This window comes from Collinsella aerofaciens (assembly GCF_015670745.1).
In the GTDB taxonomy this organism is placed as follows: domain Bacteria; phylum Actinomycetota; class Coriobacteriia; order Coriobacteriales; family Coriobacteriaceae; genus Collinsella; species Collinsella aerofaciens_T.
The window spans coordinates 62966-78977 of record NZ_JADPCH010000001.1 but is presented as its reverse complement, the minus strand read 5'-3'; the positions used below and the strand labels follow the sequence as shown (position 1 = coordinate 78977).

Below are 16012 nucleotides of genomic sequence, written 5' to 3'. Positions count from 1 at the left end.
CCCGTGCGTGCGTTTGCTCGACAAATGATAGAGCGTATGAAGGCGGTGGCGGCAGCAGGTGCCGTTGCCGCCTTTTGGCTTGCCGTGTGGGTCTTCGTGGCGGCGCTGGTGGCACAGCCGCTGATTTTGCCGGGTCCGGGTGCTGTTGCCTTGGCGCTGCTGCGCCTGGTGTGCGATGGCGGTACCTGGGCGATTTTGGCGGGCTCGGGCGCGCGGATATTGGGCGGGCTGGCGCTTGCCGCGGTGTGTGGTGGCGTGCTGGCCGGGATTTCGTCACGTTCGCGTGCGTTTGCCCGCCTGGTGGCGCCGGCGCTGTCGTTTGTCAAGGCGACGCCGGTTGCCTGCGTGGTGGTCCTGCTGCTCATTTGGCTGGGATCGGCGCGCGTGAGCATCGCCGCGGTCTTTTTGATGGCGCTGCCGGGCGTGTATTTTTCGCTGGCCGAGGGCTTGGCACAGGTGAATAAACCGCTGGAGCAGATGTTTCGTCTGCATGGCGTGCGGGGTTGGCGACTGTTTTGTGCCCACATCTGGCGCGAAGTCCTGCCGTTTGTGCTTTCGTGCGCCCGCGCTGTGATCGGCATGAGCTGGAAGGCCGGCGTGGCGGCGGAGCTGATCGGCATGGCGGTGGGCACCGTGGGTGAGCGCATCTATCAGGCAAAGCTTTTGATTGAGACGGCTGATCTGCTGGCGTGGACCGTGCTGGTCGTTGCCGCCTCGTGGGCGTGTGAGCGCGTGCTGGTGTGGCTGCTGCGGGTTTCGGGACCCGTGGCGTGGCGCGCGGCCGTGCGGGCACATGGGCATGGACTGCGCGGGCGTGCGGGCGGCTCTGCTGGTGGCGGGGCTGCGGCGGAGCTTGCGCTCGCCGTGGGCGACCGGGCACCCTGGGCTCCGGCGCTGGATGGTCTGGTGCTCAACGTGCCCGCGGGCGGGCGTATCTGCGTGATGGGCGCTTCAGGCGTGGGCAAGTCGACGCTGCTTTCGTTGACAGCGGGGGAGTGCGCGCCGTGCTCGATGGTGTTTCAGGATACGCGCCTGGTTGAGGACGCTTCCGCTTTGGATAACGTGCTGGTGTGCGCCGATGCACGCGTGAATGCCTCGAGTGCCGCTGCCTTGTTGCGCCTGCTGGTACCGGGGATCGATGCGCATGCCCGCGTGGCCGAGCTCTCGGGCGGGCAGCGCCGTCGCGTCGAGATTGCCCGAGCCCTGCTGTGTCCGGGCGGCGCAGTGATTCTGGACGAGCCCTTTACCGGTCTAGACATCGCTGCGCGCGACGCATGCACCGAGGTCGTGCTCGACTTGCTCGACGGCCGTATGCTGTTGCTTGCCACGCACGATTCCGCTGACGCTCGGGCCCTCAATATCTCGGACATCATCACGCTCTAAAGACTTACTCAGCAATAAATTGATCCGTTTTTTCTCCGTCCCCATGGGGTCGGGTATGGTATTCTATCTGCGGGGTAATACTTAGGAATACAAAGTAATACCAACGTCGTAGAACTAACTCCAGATGCGGGCCAATCGGGTTGCCTTCACAGCCCGTCGCCCAGCCGCGTGGCCCGCATCCATCCGCACCACCGTCGTTTCAAAAAGGAAGCGCCATGGCAGAACACATGACCCCGGTTGTCGCGAAGGTCTTGCCCGAGGAAAAGGCGGCCTTCGCGGCGGCAACCCAGCTCGTGGGCACCACGCCGTCCAACGCCATCCGCATGTTCATCGCCGCCTTCAATCGCTGCGGCACCTTTCCGTTCGACATTTCGCCCAGCGGGGCCTTTGGCGCTGCGCCCGATTCTCATCAATAAGCGATCCGTTTTCCTCCGTCCCCATGGGATCAGCTTTCTGCCGAGTTGTGGTAGAACTAGGGAATGGTTTTGAGGAGGTTGGCATGCTCAATGCGATAGCGTGGGCGCTTGCCTGTTTTGGCGTTGTCGCTGCCGATATAGCCCTGAGCGTGGTTCTGTTTTCAGTTCTCGATGCCGTATCGGTGCTGACGGGCTATCCGATCGACAATCTCGATATCCAATGGTTCCAGGCTGCCGCTCAGACGGCGTCGTTTTTGATGGCGCTGCTGTGGTGGCGCTATCTGTGGCCGCGCTCGTTTATGGCGCGCTGGCAGGGCGAGCGCCCGCTTGGCGGGGGAGCGCGTGGGGCGTGGAAACGCATCGCCTGCGTTATCGTGATTGGCCTGGCCTTGCAGGTGGTCGTTGGCTACGTGACCGACACCGTGCTGTCGCTGTTGCCCGAGGCGGCGGCCGATTACAGCGAACTTGTCGAGGAAACGGGCATGGGCGACACGAGCTATCTGGCCGTCCTGACCACGGTGCTCGGCGCGCCGTTTTGCGAGGAACTGCTGGTGCGCGGTATCATTTTTGAGTTCTCACTGCGTGCGTTTAATCCACAGTGCCGTCCGCTCTGGAAGCGCCGGCGTCACGTGCGACCGCAAGATGGCGCCATGGTGTCCTGGGCGGCCACGAGTACCTGGGGCATCGCCGCGGCAATCGTGCTGCAGGCGGCGGTCTTCGGCTTTATGCATATGAACTGGGTCCAGGGCTGCTACGCCGGCGCCGCCGGTCTCATCTTTGGTTGGGTGCTCGTGACGACCGGAAAGCTCCGCTACACGATCCTGCTGCATTTTGCCTTTAACGCCGGGTCGTATCTCATGACGTTGCTCTGGTTTGTGAACACGCCGTTCGACATGGCAATTACGGTCGCTATCGCCGGCGTCATCCTCGTTGAGGCAATGCGCTCGCTGCGCCACGCGTGTGGGATGGACGCAGCGGGCGCACCGCTGCCCTAGTTGCGGCGACCGCCTCCGTTGGCACCCTGTCGTCCCTGCGCCGCACGGTTACGGCCGGCGGTGTTTTGCGCACGCGACATGCCTCCGTGGCCCTTGCTGCCCTTGGGTCCCTTGCCGGCGGCGCCAGCGCCACCGTGCGGCTTGCCGCCTTTCTTGCCGGTGCTATGCCCGCCGCTGGCCGATGTCTCGCCCGGGCGTGGCGGCACGGGGCGTATCAGGCAATGCTTGGTGTAGCCGATCAGATCGCGGCGGCCGGCCTTTTCCAACGCCTCACGTACCAGCTTGTAGTTCTCGGGCTTGCGATACTGGATGAGCGCGCGCTGCATGGCCTTCTCGTGCGGGTCGCGCGCCACATAGATTGGCTGCATGGTGCGCGGGTCCACGCCGGTGTAGTACATGCACGTCGACATGGTGGACGGCGTGGGGTAGAAGTCCTGCACCTGTTCGGGCATGTAACCCATGTCACGCACAGCTTCGGCAAGGTCCACGGCTTCCTTCATGGTTGAACCGGGGTGGCTCGAGATCAGATACGGCACAACGTACTGTTTAAGTCCGTATTCGCGGTTCAGGCGTTCAAATTTGCGGCAGAACGCGTCGTAGACGGCGCGGCTCGGCTTGCCCATCACGGACAGCACCGCGTCGCTCACGTGCTCGGGTGCCACGCGCAGCTGGCCCGAGACGTGGTACTCCAACAGCTCGCGCAAAAACTCGTCCGAGGCATCGGCCATGGTGTAGTCGAAGCGGATGCCGCTACGCACGAAGACCTTTTTGACGCCCGGCAGCTGGCGCAGGTCGCGCAGCAGCTGCGTGTAGCCGCTCTCGTCGACCACCATGTTCTTGCACACGCTCGGCCACAGGCAGCGCTTGTTCTTGCACACGCCGTGCTTGAGCTGCTTGTCGCAGGCAGGACGGCTAAAGTTGGCCGTCGGTCCTCCCACGTCGTTGATGTAGCCCTTAAACTCGGGATCGCGCGTGAGCAGCTCGGCCTCGCGCATGATCGAGTCGTGGCTGCGCATCTGCAACACGCGGCCCTGGTGGAAGGTGAGCGCGCAAAACGAGCACTCGCCAAAACAGCCGCGGTTGGAGCTAATGGAAAACTTGATCTCAGCAAAGGCCGGCACGCCGCCTGCCGCGTCGTAGTCGGGATGCCAATCGCGTGCGTAGGGGAGTTCGGCCACCTCGTCCATCTCGTCGGTGGTGAGTGTTGCCGACGGCGGGTTCTGCACCACGTACACGCTGTTGGGATATGGCTCTACCAGGCGATGCCCGGTGATGGGGTCCATATTCTGCTGCTGCACGTTAAAGCTGCGGGCGTAGTTGAGCTTGTCGGCGGCAAGGTCGTCCCAGCTGGGCAGCAGGTCGTAGTCGTAGACCTCGTCGAGCGAACCCGTGCGGTAAACGGTGCCGTTGATATAGGTGATCTGATCGACGGGCAGCCCCGCGTCGAGTGCGTCGGCGATCTCGACAATCGCGTGCTCGCCCATGCCGTAGATGAGGATGTCGGCGCCCGAGTCGAGCAGTACCGAGCGCTTAAGCTTGTCCTGCCAGTAGTCGTAGTGGGCCAGGCGGCGCAGGCTCGCCTCGATGCCGCCGATGATGATGGGAGCGTCCTTAAACGTCTGGCGGATGAGGTTGCCGTAGACCGTGACGGCGCGATTGGGACGGCGCCCCTCCTCGCCGCCGGGCGTGTAGGCGTCGGTGTGGCGGCGATGCTTGGTCACCGAATAGTGGTTGACCATGGAGTCCATGTTGCCAGCACTGACGAGAAAGCCCAAGCGCGGCTCGCCGAGCACGGTGATGCTGGCGGGGTCGGTCCAGTTGGGTTGGCAGATGATGCCCACCTTGTAGCCGTGCGCGTCGAGTACGCGGCTGATGATGGCCATGCCAAAGCTGGGATGGTCCACATAGGCGTCGCCGCAGATGTAGACAAAGTCGCACTGGTCCCAGCCGCGCGCATCCATGTCGGCTCGACTGACGGGGAGGAATTTATCGCGGCCCGGGCGCCAGGGGCGGGCGGGCGTCGCTTGGGAATGCTTGGCGCGGGCGACCGTGGCCTGCGCCTTGCCGCCGCGCTTTTGCTGCTGGCCCTGTTTGCCCTGCTGACTGCGCTGGTTGTTCTGAGCGTGCTGAGGCTTTTTTGCCACGATCCCTCCCGGTGTCTGTATGCTGCACGTAATTGTAACCAGTCTTTTTGGGACGGAGCTAAAAAGACTGGGGGAGTACATGGGCTAGTGAGTGGGAGCGTCGCCGCGCCCGCCGTTTGTTTCCAGACTGTGTATCCCTGCGTCGAAGGAGCCGTCTCGCGCGCACGCCATGTTGTCAATGGGTTACAGTATGAACGGCGGCTATGTTTCCGCCAACGCACGAGAGAGTCGTCAACAAGGAGGATGCACGACGATGCAGCGTGCCAAACAGATATCGGAGTCCATCGAGCTGGGCATTATCTTGGCGCTCGCCGGTGGCTTTATGGACGTCTATTCGTACATTGGGCGCGATCATGTTTTCGCCAACGCGCAGACAGGCAACATCCTGCTCGTGGGCGTGAGCATCTCGGAGGGCAACTGGGCACTTGCGGGACGCTATTTCTTCCCTGTGGTGTCGTTTGCCGTGGGCATTATGCTTGCCGACCTGGTGCATGAGCGGTTTGGCAGCGTGATTCACTGGCGCCAGGTAACGGTGTTCTTTGAAGCTGTCATCTTGCTGGGCGTGAGCTTTATCCCGGGCGGCAATTTCAATCTGCTCGCCAACTGCCTCACTTCGTTTGCCTGCGGTATGCAGGTAGAGAGCTTCCGCAAGATCCACGGTCACGGCATCGCTACGACCATGTGCATCGGCAACTTGCGCAACGCGCTGCAAAACGTGGACGATTACATCATCACCCACAGGCGCGGCTTTTTGGAAAACGGCCTGCTGTACTTTGGCGTGATCTTTACCTTTGTGTTTGGCGCCGTGTTGGGCAACTGGTGCATTGAGCGCATGGGCCTGCACGCCATCGTCGTGGCGAGCTTGCTGCTGTTTGTCGCGTTTGCCATCATGTTCATCGACCGCGAGCGCGACTTGCGCTTACGCTGGAAGGTTGCGGCCGAGGCTTGGAAAGAGGGCTGCCGAAAGTAACCGAATGCGGCAAAGGGGCTGTCCCTTTGCCGCATTATTTATCATCATCTGTTGAAACGCTTTAACAAGTTTGACGTTCTCACGCGTTTTTTGTTTCAAAAGCGTTAGGATGGGACTCATAGCGTGGGGCGTAATGGGTGCCCCGCACACGATGGGAGGCTATCAATGGCTAATCGTTTCGTTCTCAATACCATCTCTTATCATGGTTCCGGCGCCATCAAGGAGATCCCCGGCGAGCTCCAGCGTCGCGGCTACAAGAAGATCTTCGTCTGCTCCGACCCCGATCTGGTCAAGTTTGGCGTTACCGCTAAGGTGACCGACGAGCTCGACGCCGCCGGCATCGCTTGGAGCCTCTACTCCGAGATCAAGCCCAACCCCACTATCCAGAACGTCAAGGACGGCGTCGAGGCCTTCAAGGCCGCCGAGGCTGACGCTATCGTGACCATCGGTGGCGGCTCCTCCATGGACACCGCTAAGGCCATCGGCATCATCATCAACAATCCCGAGTTCGCCGATGTCCGCAGCCTCGAGGGCGTTGCTCCCACTAAGAACCACGCCGTGTTCACCATCGCCGTGCCGACGACCGCCGGTACCGCCGCCGAGGTGACCATCAACTACGTCATCACCGACCCCGAGAAGGTCCGCAAGTTCGTGTGCGTCGACACCAACGACGCCCCCGAGGTTGCCGTCGTCGATCCTGACATGATGGCTTCCATGCCCGCCGGCCTGACCGCCTCCACTGGTATGGACGCTCTGACCCACGCCATCGAGGGCTACACCACCAAGGGTGCTTGGGAGCTCTCTGACATGTTCCACTTTGAGGCTATTAAGCTGATCAGCGAGAACCTGCGTGACTCCGTCGCCGAGGCCAAGTCCGGCCAGCCCGGCTCCGGCCGCGAGGGCATGGCCCTTGGCCAGTATGTCGCCGGCATGGGCTTCTCCAACGTTGGCCTGGGCATCGACCACGCAATGGCTCACACCCTGTCTGCTCACTACGACACCCCGCACGGCGTCGCTTGCGCCATGCTGCTGCCGATCGCCATGGAGTTCAACAAGCCGGTTTGCGCCGAGCGCCTGGCCAAGGTCGCCGTTGCCATGGGCGTTGACACCACGGGCATGAGCACCGACGAGGCTGCTGACGCCGCTATCGCCGCCGTCAAGCAGCTTTCCGCCGACGTGAACATCCCGCACGTCTGCGAGGCCATGAAGGCTGACGAGATCGAGGTCCTGGCCAAGGACGCCATGGCCGACGCCTGCTTCCCGGGCAACCCGCGCGAGGCGACGCTCGACGACGTCATCGAGCTCTTCAAGAAGATCTGCCCGGCTGCCTAACATGGCTCGGCGGGCCCCTGCCCGTTAGCCCCAGAATCGTCCTCGGACATGTCGGAGGCCCCGCTGCGCACTACGTGCGGCGGGGCCTCCTTCTGTCCTGCGGAAAGATTCTGGGGCTAACGGGCAGGGGCCCGCCGGCTCGTTATCGTGGTGGGCTCTGTTCGGAAGAGCTCGATGGGTCATCTCGCTGGGTAAATATTTGTGCGTAGTGTTATCGTTGTTGAGGGTTTTGCTGATTACGGGATGTTGACTTTGGAGTTGTGGATGGTGTCCCAAATGGATTCTACGCTTGGTTTTATTACTGACCAGCTTAAGACGCTGACTTCTATCGCCTCGCCTACGGGCTATACCCGTGCGGCGACTGATTATCTAATGGAAACGTTGCGCGATATGGGCTTTGGCCCCGAGCGTTCCAATAAGGGCAACGTGCTGGTCGAGCTTGGCGGCGAGGGCGAGCCGCTTGTGTTGGCGAGCCATGTCGATACCCTGGGCGCCATGGTGCGCTCCATTAAGGACAATGGCCGCCTGCGTCCCACGACGCTTGGTGGGCACCAGTGGTCTACGGCCGATGGCGAGAACTGCACCGTCTACACGCGTGGCGGCAATGTGTACACGGGCGTGGTTCTCAATACCGAGCCTTCGGCGCATGTGGCCGATGAGCCGGTCAAGACCATCGAGAAGAACATGGAAATCCTGCTCGACGAGAACGTTGACAGCAAGGACGATGTGCTCGAGCTGGGTATTCAAACCGGCGACATCATCGCTATGGATCCGCGCACCACGGTAACGGAGAGCGGCTTCATCAAGAGTCGCTTCCTTGACGACAAGCTGTCCGCGTCGATTCTGCTGGGTTTGGCCTGCGCTGTCGCCGACGGCGAGGTGACCCTTTCGCGCAAGGTTTCGCTGCTCTTTACGGTGTACGAGGAGGTCGGCCACGGCGGTGCCTTTGTGCCGGCCGACACGCGCGAGATGATCAGCGTGGACATGGGCTGCGTGGGCGACGACCTGGGCTGCACCGAGCGCATGGTTTCGATTTGCGCTAAGGATTCGGGCGGTCCGTACAACTACGACCTGGTAACCACGCTGTCCAACATCGCGCGCGAGCTGGAGCTCGATTACGCCATCGATGTGTACCCGCACTATGGCTCCGACGTCGAGGCCACGCTCTCGGCCGGCTACGACATTCGCCATGGTCTGATCGGCCCCGGCGTGTACGCGAGCCACAACTACGAGCGCAGCCACATCGACGGCGTGCGCAATACCTACGAGCTGGTTCGCGCCTACGTTCAGCGCTAACGATGCAGCGGCCTCGGCTGATACAGTAGTACCGACTGAGGCCGTCCTCTCTAAGTTGCGGTGAAATAGGGACTGTTTGGCGGTTTTAAACGTTTAAACAGTCCCTATTTCACCGCAACTTATGAAGGGGATGGGACTACTTGATGGCGGCAGTCACGGTGCCGCCGCCGAGGACGACGTCGCCGCGGTAGACGACGACAGCCTGGCCGGGGGCGATGGCGCGCTGCGGCTCGTCAAAAGTTAGCAGCATTTGCCCGTCTTCGCCGCGCGTAAGGGTTGCTGCCTGGTCTTTCTGACGGTAGCGGTACTTGGCGCCCACGCGAATGCCGCCGGACGTGAGCTCTGCCTCCATGTGGTCGGCAGGGGCACTCCAGATCCAGTCATTGGCCGTGAGCGCTGTGGCCGTCAGGTCGTCGACCTCGCCCAGATGCACGGTGTTGTTGGCGGCGTCGACGCCCGTCACATACACGGGATGCGCCATCGCGACGCTCAGACCCTTGCGCTGGCCGATGGTGTAGCGCAGCGCGCCGTTGTGGCGCCCGACCACGCTGCCGTCGCGCCACACAATGTCGCCCGGTGCAGCGGGATGTCCGCAGCGACGCTCGATATAGCCCGCGTAGTCACCGTCTGGAATAAAGCAGATGTCCTCGCTTTCGGCCTTCTTGGCGTTTATGAAGCCCTGTTCGGCGGCTATGCGGCGCACGTCGCGCTCTTTATCCAGGCCTGCCAGCGGAAAGATCGTGTGCGCCAGACGCTCCTGCGTGAGCGAATACAAAAAGTAGCTTTGGTCCTTTTTGGGATCTTCGCCGCGATGTAGCTGCCAGGTGCCGTCTGCCGCCTGGCTTGTTTTGGCGTAATGTCCCGTGGCGATGTAGTCGCAGCCCATGTCCAGCGCCGCATCGAGCAGCGCGCCAAACTTTATGTGGCGGTTGCAGATAATGCACGGATTGGGCGTCAGCCCCTCCTGGTAGGCGTTCACAAAGCGCTCGATAACGCTATGGTCGAAGGTCTGCTGCAGGTCGAGTACGTGATGGGGGATCCCCAGGCGCTCGGCGACGGCCTTTGCATCGGCGATGTCGCGGTCGACTTTGCTCATGCCCGTGGCGGGGTCGGGCGCGGGGCAGGTGAGGCACATGGTGGCGCCGACGCATTCGTATCCTTGGCGCTTGAGCAGGTACGCGGTCACGCTGGAATCGACGCCGCCGCTCATGGCGACGAGCACGCGCTTGTTGTGCATGGGGAGGTTCTCCTTGGTGGCATGTGGCCAAAAAAGAAAAGCGGCGCGGGAGGCTGGTTCCGCGCCGCAGACATTGTAGCAAGTTCGGGCGTCATGTGGGACACCCTGATTGGATGGGCTCAGGCTGCCGGGAGAGAGGAGACCGGCTCGTCCGTGGGCTCAACCTATGGGCGACAGGCCCTTAGTCCTGGAACAGTGCCGTGGACAGGTAACGCTCGCCGGTGTCGGCAAGCAGGGCCACGATGGTCTTCCCCTCGTTCTCGGGGCGCTTGGCCAGCTGCAGTGCGGCCCACACGGCGGCACCGGACGAAATGCCCACGAGCACGCCCTCCTTGTGGCCCACGGCACGGCCGGTGGCAAAGGCGTCGTTGTTCTCGACGGGGATGATCTCGTCATAGACCTGGGTGTCGAGGACGTCGGGCACAAAGCCGGCGCCGATGCCCTGGATCTTGTGCGGGCCGGCCTGGCCCTTGGAGAGCACCGGGGAGGTGGCGGGCTCGACGGCGACGACCTTAATCTCGGGGTTCTGCTCCTTGAGGAACTCGCCCACGCCGGTCACGGTGCCGCCGGTTCCAACGCCGGCGACGAAGATGTCGACCTCGCCGTCGGTGTCATCCCAGATCTCGGGGCCGGTCGTGGCCTTGTGGATGGCGGGGTTGGCGGGGTTCACAAACTGGCCGGCGATAATGCTGTTGGGGGTCTCCTTCTGCAGCTCCTCGGCCTTGGCGATGGCGCCCTTCATGCCCTTGGAGCCGTCGGTGAGCACGAGCTGTGCGCCGTATGCCTGCATAAGCTTGCGGCGCTCGACGGACATGGTCTCGGGCATGGTGATGATCACCTTGTAGCCGCGGGCAGCCGCCACCGAGGCGATGCCGACGCCGGTGTTGCCGCTCGTGGGCTCGATGATGGTGTAGTCGCCGCCGCGTACGAGCTTGCCTGCCTTCTCGGCCTCGTCGATCATGTTCTTGGCGACGCGGTCTTTGACGGATCCGGCGGGGTTGAAGTATTCCAGCTTGACGAGCACGCGGGCCTTGAGGTCCTCATCGGCCTCAAAGTGAGTGAGCTCCAGAAGCGGAGTGTGGCCGATAAGCTGATCGATGGACGTGTAAACATTGCTCATGGTGAACCTCCAAAGTGTTCAAATGACTGGATACCGTGTGGTTTTACGGTGTGTATAGCAGCGAAACCCACAAACCTTATGGGTTGTTCGTTTTGCTGTTGGCAAGCATAGTAGACAGTAAAGCCTAGTAACGCAATAGGAAATAGAAGATTATTACGAGTCGATTAACCATCTTGACCGGAACGGGTATTTTCAAAACCAATTTTTCGGCTAGAATTTCTACGGACTAAATGACCGAAAGGCAGCACTATATATGTTGGTTTCTACTAAGGGCAGATATGCCCTGCGCGTTATGGTCGATCTGGCCGAGCACCAGGCGGCCGGTCGCATCCCGCTCAAAGAGATCGCGGCGCGACAGGGGATTTCCGAGAAATATCTCGAGAACATCTTGGCTACGCTCGTACGTGCCAACATGCTCTCGGGTATGCGTGGCAAGGGCGGCGGCTACGTGCTCACGCGCCCGCCCGAGCAGTACACGGTGGGCGAGATCTTGCGTCTGACCGAGGGCAGCCTAGCACCGGTCGCATGCCTGGACGGCGACTGCAAGGGCTGTTCGCGTTCGGACGAGTGCCCCACGCTCGACGTGTGGAAGAACCTGGACAAGCTCATCAACGACTACCTCGACGGTGTGACGCTCGACCAACTTGTCGCTCCCAACCATGGCTACGACTACGTCATCTAACCCACACCTGCATTTGGGGACGGGGTAGAAATGGTAGATCCTCTCGTCCTTTGAGACTTGGCAAATAAGAAGGCCGCCCATTTTTGCGATGGGCGGCCTTTGTCTTGGGTCGATATGACGGTTCGTATTGAACAGTTCTAGCCCTCGGCGATGCTGTCGAGAATGCTGCGCATGATGGATACCAGGATGCTGCCCATAAAGGCCGATCCAAAGCCGGCAATGGAGATACCCGCGCCCAGCAGATTGACCGACAGGTAGCTGGCCAGCTCGAGCATGAAGCTGTTGACTACGAGCTGAAAAATACCAAGCGTGATAATAGTGAGCGGCAGCGAGATGACCGTCAGGAACGGCTTGACGAGCGAGTCGACGATGTTGAGGAACAGTCCCACGAAGGCAAAGCAGACCCAAGCCTCGGCAAAGCCGAAGGGTTGGATACCGGGGACGAGGAACGTGGCGATCGCGATGGCGATCGAGGTGAAGAGCCAGTTAAGCATAAAGCGCATGGCGTGAATCCTTTCTTGCGCCGGGGTTGCTGGCGTCGCGTGAAGCGGCTTGCGGCGGCGACCTGGATGGTTGCGCGGGCGCGCCGCGGTGTTTGGGCGCCCATTGTCTCAAATATTCGTGGAGCTTACGTGCGCATATGGTTTCTAAACGGCGTTCGTCCTGAAAAACGCGCCGCTGGCAGAGAGTCTTGTCGCTTTAGTTTGGTGGTGTGCTACACTGCTACGGGCAAAAGCCACAGGCGTTGCCCTATTGCATAGAACGGGCGAACGATGCCCGATGTCAGTATCAACTTCGATGCCTTTTGGCGGGTTTGGCGGTGATCGATGAATATCGAGAACATGTTTGACAAGCCTGATGTCAAGCAGCTGGTCCACGCATTTAGCCTTTTGGACGACGAGAAGGATATCCAAGCGTTTTTGACCGATATCTGCACGCCGCGCGAGATTTGCGACCTTTCTCAGCGTTTGCAGGTTGCGCGCTATTTGGACGAGGGCGAGCCTTATGTTGAGGTTCAGGCCCGTACCGGCGCTTCGTCCACCACGGTGAGCCGCGTTTCAAAGGCGCTGAACGGCGAGTACGGTGGCTACCGCAAGATCCTCATTAAGTTGGAGGATGGCGAGTAGGCCGGCGACAACATTGAATTACGAAGAACCGTCCCTCCGGGGGCGGTTTTTTGATCCCTTGGGGACGGAGGAAAACGAATCACCGGGTTAGACTGACCCCCTCTGTGATCCATTTTCCTCCGTCCTCAAGGGATCAAATCTGTTGGCGTGGGGCAAATCTGTCCGCTTGGGCGGGTAGGATGGATGCATTGATTATTGCGAACAGTTTGAGCGGAGGACCATGCCTGTTCGAATCTATACCACCAATGCCGGCACGGATTTGAGCGATGCCGAGGCGGCGCTACTGGCCGACCTGGTTGCCCGCCACGGGCGCGCTGTTCTGTTGGCGCCAACATTTGCCGAGCTCGACCTGTGCCGCCATGATGCGGCAGAAGCCGGGGTTTCACTGGGTGTCGACTACAAGACGCCCACATCGTGGCTCAGCTCGCTGTGGGAGCTTATGGGCGATGGCCGCAGCTTTGTGGACAACCTTCAGCGCCAGATGCTGTTCTCGGACATGATCGACCGCCGCGACGACGCCGCTCTGCAGCCGCTTTCGCGCAGCCAGGGCACAGTGCGCATGCTCGCGCGCATGGCCCGCGACGTGTTGCCGGGCGTTGCGGGGACGGGTGCCGAACGATGCCGTGGCGACAACTGCCAGCCTGAGCCAAAAAGCGATGCCGAGGCTCGTGTGTTCGAGCTTTTGCGCGCCTACGCGGGCGGTTTGGACCGTCGAGATATGGTTGAGCCCTGCGAGGCAGCTGACATTATGACCAGTGTCCTGGCCGATAGCCTGCCGGCGTGCACTCGCGCCGTATGCGTGCGCGGTATCACGTCGTTTACGCACGGTCTGCTCGAGCTGCTGTCTGCCGTGGCGAACAATGGGGGAGAGGTCGTCGTGCTGCTTGCCCGCGAACAGGCGGCGATGCGCGAGGAGCTTGCCGCGGCATTTGATGCCCGCGATGTGTTGTTTGAGATCGCGCCGCTAGGGGAGGGTGTCGGCGCGTCTGATGCCGCTTGCGGGACCGCCGCTCAGCCTGCCTTTATTGAGGTCGCTGGCCCCCATGCCCGTGCTCATGCTTATGCGGACGCAATTGATGATCTGGTAAAAACGTGCCGGGGTTCCGAGGTCGACGGCGCCTCTGCCGACCCCGTGCGCGTGCTTGCCGTTTCTGCCCGGGCACCCCAGCTGTTCGGTGAGCTCGCCTCTCGTCTGGCTGCTCGTCATATCGCTGCCGAGACAACTGAGTTCACGGCGTTTTCCCAGTCCATCGCGGGCAGGCAGTTTGCGGCGCTTGCCGGCCTGATCGAGCGCATGAAGGCCGCCGATGAGGGCATGGCGTCAAAGACCGAGTGGTGGCCCGCGCCGGAGCTTACCGACTGGATCTACAGTCCGCTTTCGGGTGCCGACGCCGCGAGCGCCCGCGGCTTCGACAAGAACATGCGCCTGTCGCGCAGCAAGACCGCTGCGGGCGTCAAGAGCCTGCTGCAGAGCGTGCAGGGCCAGGTGAGGGGCGCCCGCAAGGCCGCCAGCGACGATAACTGGTTTAAGAATGTGCCGTGCGTGGTCTCGGACGTGTTTCAGGCGCTGTGGCGCGACAAACCCGTGACGGCGCTCAAGGCCATGCTCGCCGTTGCAGAGGCGCTGCCCGATCGCGCTCTAGGCGGTCTTGACGGCCAGGCCCGTCGTCAGGCAGAGACGGCTTTGCTGCACCATGCCATCGACATCCTTATGAACGATGCTCGCGCGCTCGACGTGTCGCAGGCTGCGACCGTGCCGGTTCTCGATGGCGTTCGAACTAAGGTGGACAAGCGCAGCACCGCTTACGATTACGAGACCTACGAGGTCGATCGCACACCACGGGCACAAGTGCGCTTCGTGTCGCTTGCCGATGCGTCGGTTTTGCGTCCTGGCGGCTACGATGCCGTGCTGTTTGCCGATGTCGACCTGGACAGCTATCCGCTTTCGCACGAAGAGGGCCCGCTTGCCACATTGACGGCCGAGCTGCGCCGCGACGGCGTGTCTTTGGAGCCCGCCGCCCTGCTGCGCGTGCGCTTTGGCCGTGCGATGCAGGCGGCGAGCGGTCCGGTCGCGCTCGCCCGCGTGACGCACGATCGCCAGGCGCGCGAGTGCTACCCGGCAGCCGTATGGACCGAGCTGCGGGCACATGCCGAGGCCGCTGGCGCTGCCAAGCCCACGTGCGTGGGCGAGGGCGATATCATCGCCGACTTTGATCCCGCGGCAGGTGAAGGCCTCAAGCGCGAGCGCGTGACCTGTGAAGCCCCTCAGCATCTGAGTGCCGAGGCCGTGCCGTATTTGGTCCTGCGCCGTCGCGATGGCGAGGGCGAGGATGCGCCGCTGGTGCCGCGCTTGACGTCTGCCTCGCAGATCGAGGCCTATTCGACCTGTCCGCTATGCTGGTTCGTCTCGTATCGCGTCAAGCCCCAGTCGATCGACGCTGGCTTTGGCAACATGGAGAAGGGCAACTTTGTCCACGACGTGCTGGAGCATCTGCATGCCCGTCTGCCCCAAGAAGGCATGGAGCGCGTGACGCCCGAGAATCTGCCGCGTGCTCAGGAGCTGCTGCACGAGGTCTTTGACGAGACGTTGGCCGAGCACGCCGGCAAGCGCGGCACGGAGGGCCCGCTGGTGCCGCTCTCTGCGGTGGAGGAGCGCCAGGCGGCCGAGATCTTGCCGCAGCTGGAGGGCGTGCTTGCCTACGAGTCCGAGGCACTTGCCCCCTTTGCCCCGCGCTACCTGGAGTTTGCGTTCAACGAGCTCCAGGTCGAGTATGCCGGTTGGCCGCTCGGCGGGCGCATCGACCGTGTGGACGTGGACGCCGAGAACCGCGCCGTGGTAATCGACTACAAGCATCGTTCGGGTGTCGAGGAGTTTAAGCTTGCCGACCCCACGGTGCGTGACGAGGAGACGGGCGAGGCTCCCATCGACGACCCGCGCTGGCTGCCGCCCCATACCCAAACGCTCATCTACGCGCAGGCCATGCGTCGGGCACTGGGCTTGGATACCCGTGCAGCGCTCTATTTTTCGACCAAGGGCGGCAAGCCCGCGCTGCGCGGTGCGGCGAGCGCCGAGTTGCTCGAGGAGGAGCGTGGTGACGGCCGCATCCCGGGGCTTAAGAAGGGCTTTCCCGGTGAGGGCGGCAACATGGACTTCGATGCACTGCTCGATCGCGTGGAGGCCGGCATCGCCGAGCGCTTGCGCGAACTCGAGGCGGGCAACGTTGCCGCCGTCGACCCGGCGTCGGCTCAGGCCGCGCATGCGCGCTGCTCGTATAACCACGAAGGAACGTTTGTAAGGAGGGACGTGTAG

The 16012-nt window shown here is 62.2% G+C and carries 13 protein-coding genes; 9 read left to right on the top strand and 4 right to left on the bottom strand.

Features of this window, described 5'->3' with window-relative positions:
- The first annotated feature begins 3 nt into the window (after positions 1-3).
- The 3 genes from I4W07_RS00295 (at position 4) to I4W07_RS00285 (ending at position 2794) form a co-directional block, all read left to right on the top strand.
- A complete protein-coding gene (locus tag I4W07_RS00295; protein ID WP_196025236.1) occupies positions 4-1383 on the top strand; it encodes an ATP-binding cassette domain-containing protein in 1380 nt (459 codons plus the stop codon).
- A 215-nt stretch (positions 1384-1598) separates the two neighbouring features.
- The gene (locus I4W07_RS00290) at positions 1599-1799 is read left to right on the top strand and encodes a type II toxin-antitoxin system RelB/DinJ family antitoxin (RefSeq protein ID WP_196025235.1); all 201 of its coding nucleotides are present in this window, start codon (positions 1599-1601) and stop codon (positions 1797-1799) included.
- An 83-nt stretch (positions 1800-1882) separates the two neighbouring features.
- Positions 1883-2794: a CPBP family intramembrane glutamic endopeptidase gene (locus I4W07_RS00285; protein WP_196025234.1), complete on the top strand. Its 912-nt coding sequence runs from the start codon at positions 1883-1885 to the stop codon at positions 2792-2794.
- On the opposite strand, the gene I4W07_RS00280 is transcribed toward I4W07_RS00285, so the two are convergent.
- Positions 2791-4938 carry a YgiQ family radical SAM protein gene (locus I4W07_RS00280; RefSeq protein WP_271739715.1) on the bottom strand — a complete coding sequence of 716 codons (2148 nt, stop codon included), beginning with the start codon at positions 4936-4938 and terminating at the stop codon, positions 2791-2793. The two genes, I4W07_RS00285 and I4W07_RS00280, sit on opposite strands and share 4 nt — an antisense overlap.
- Before the next feature lie 253 nt (positions 4939-5191).
- Between I4W07_RS00280 and I4W07_RS00275 the strand changes: the two genes are divergently transcribed.
- From I4W07_RS00275 to I4W07_RS00265, 3 genes are all read left to right on the top strand, one after another.
- Complete coding sequence (locus I4W07_RS00275) at positions 5192-5908, top strand: YoaK family protein (protein ID WP_055310199.1); 717 nt, start codon at positions 5192-5194, stop codon at positions 5906-5908.
- Positions 5909-6073: 165 nt separating this feature from the next.
- Positions 6074-7240 carry a lactaldehyde reductase gene (gene fucO, locus I4W07_RS00270; protein ID WP_022094861.1) on the top strand — a complete coding sequence of 389 codons (1167 nt, stop codon included), beginning with the start codon at positions 6074-6076 and terminating at the stop codon, positions 7238-7240.
- 276 nt (positions 7241-7516) lie between these two features.
- Positions 7517-8536, top strand: a complete 1020-nt coding sequence (locus I4W07_RS00265) for a M42 family metallopeptidase (RefSeq protein ID WP_196025233.1) — start codon at positions 7517-7519, stop codon at positions 8534-8536.
- Between the two features lie 136 nt (positions 8537-8672).
- On the opposite strand, the gene mnmA is transcribed toward I4W07_RS00265, so the two are convergent.
- A complete protein-coding gene (gene mnmA / locus I4W07_RS00260; RefSeq protein WP_268865694.1) occupies positions 8673-9896 on the bottom strand; it encodes a tRNA 2-thiouridine(34) synthase MnmA in 1224 nt (407 codons plus the stop codon).
- Between the two features lie 58 nt (positions 9897-9954).
- Positions 9955-10893, bottom strand: coding sequence for a cysteine synthase A (cysK, locus tag I4W07_RS00255; RefSeq protein WP_196025231.1), 939 nt, complete (start codon positions 10891-10893; stop codon positions 9955-9957).
- Positions 10894-11146: 253 nt separating this feature from the next.
- Here cysK and I4W07_RS00250 point away from each other — a divergent pair, with 253 nt between their 5' ends.
- Positions 11147-11575 carry an RrF2 family transcriptional regulator gene (locus I4W07_RS00250; RefSeq protein WP_022094857.1) on the top strand — a complete coding sequence of 143 codons (429 nt, stop codon included), beginning with the start codon at positions 11147-11149 and terminating at the stop codon, positions 11573-11575.
- 137 nt (positions 11576-11712) lie between these two features.
- Here the strand turns inward: I4W07_RS00250 and I4W07_RS00245 are convergent, their stop codons facing one another.
- Entirely contained in the window at positions 11713-12078 is a 366-nt protein-coding gene (locus I4W07_RS00245; RefSeq protein WP_138112940.1) for a phage holin family protein, read from the bottom strand.
- Between the two features lie 324 nt (positions 12079-12402).
- Here I4W07_RS00245 and I4W07_RS00240 point away from each other — a divergent pair, with 324 nt between their 5' ends.
- Entirely contained in the window at positions 12403-12702 is a 300-nt protein-coding gene (locus tag I4W07_RS00240) for a YerC/YecD family TrpR-related protein (RefSeq protein ID WP_022094855.1), read from the top strand.
- Positions 12703-12922: 220 nt separating this feature from the next.
- Entirely contained in the window at positions 12923-16012 is a 3090-nt protein-coding gene (locus tag I4W07_RS00235; RefSeq protein ID WP_196025230.1) for a PD-(D/E)XK nuclease family protein, read from the top strand.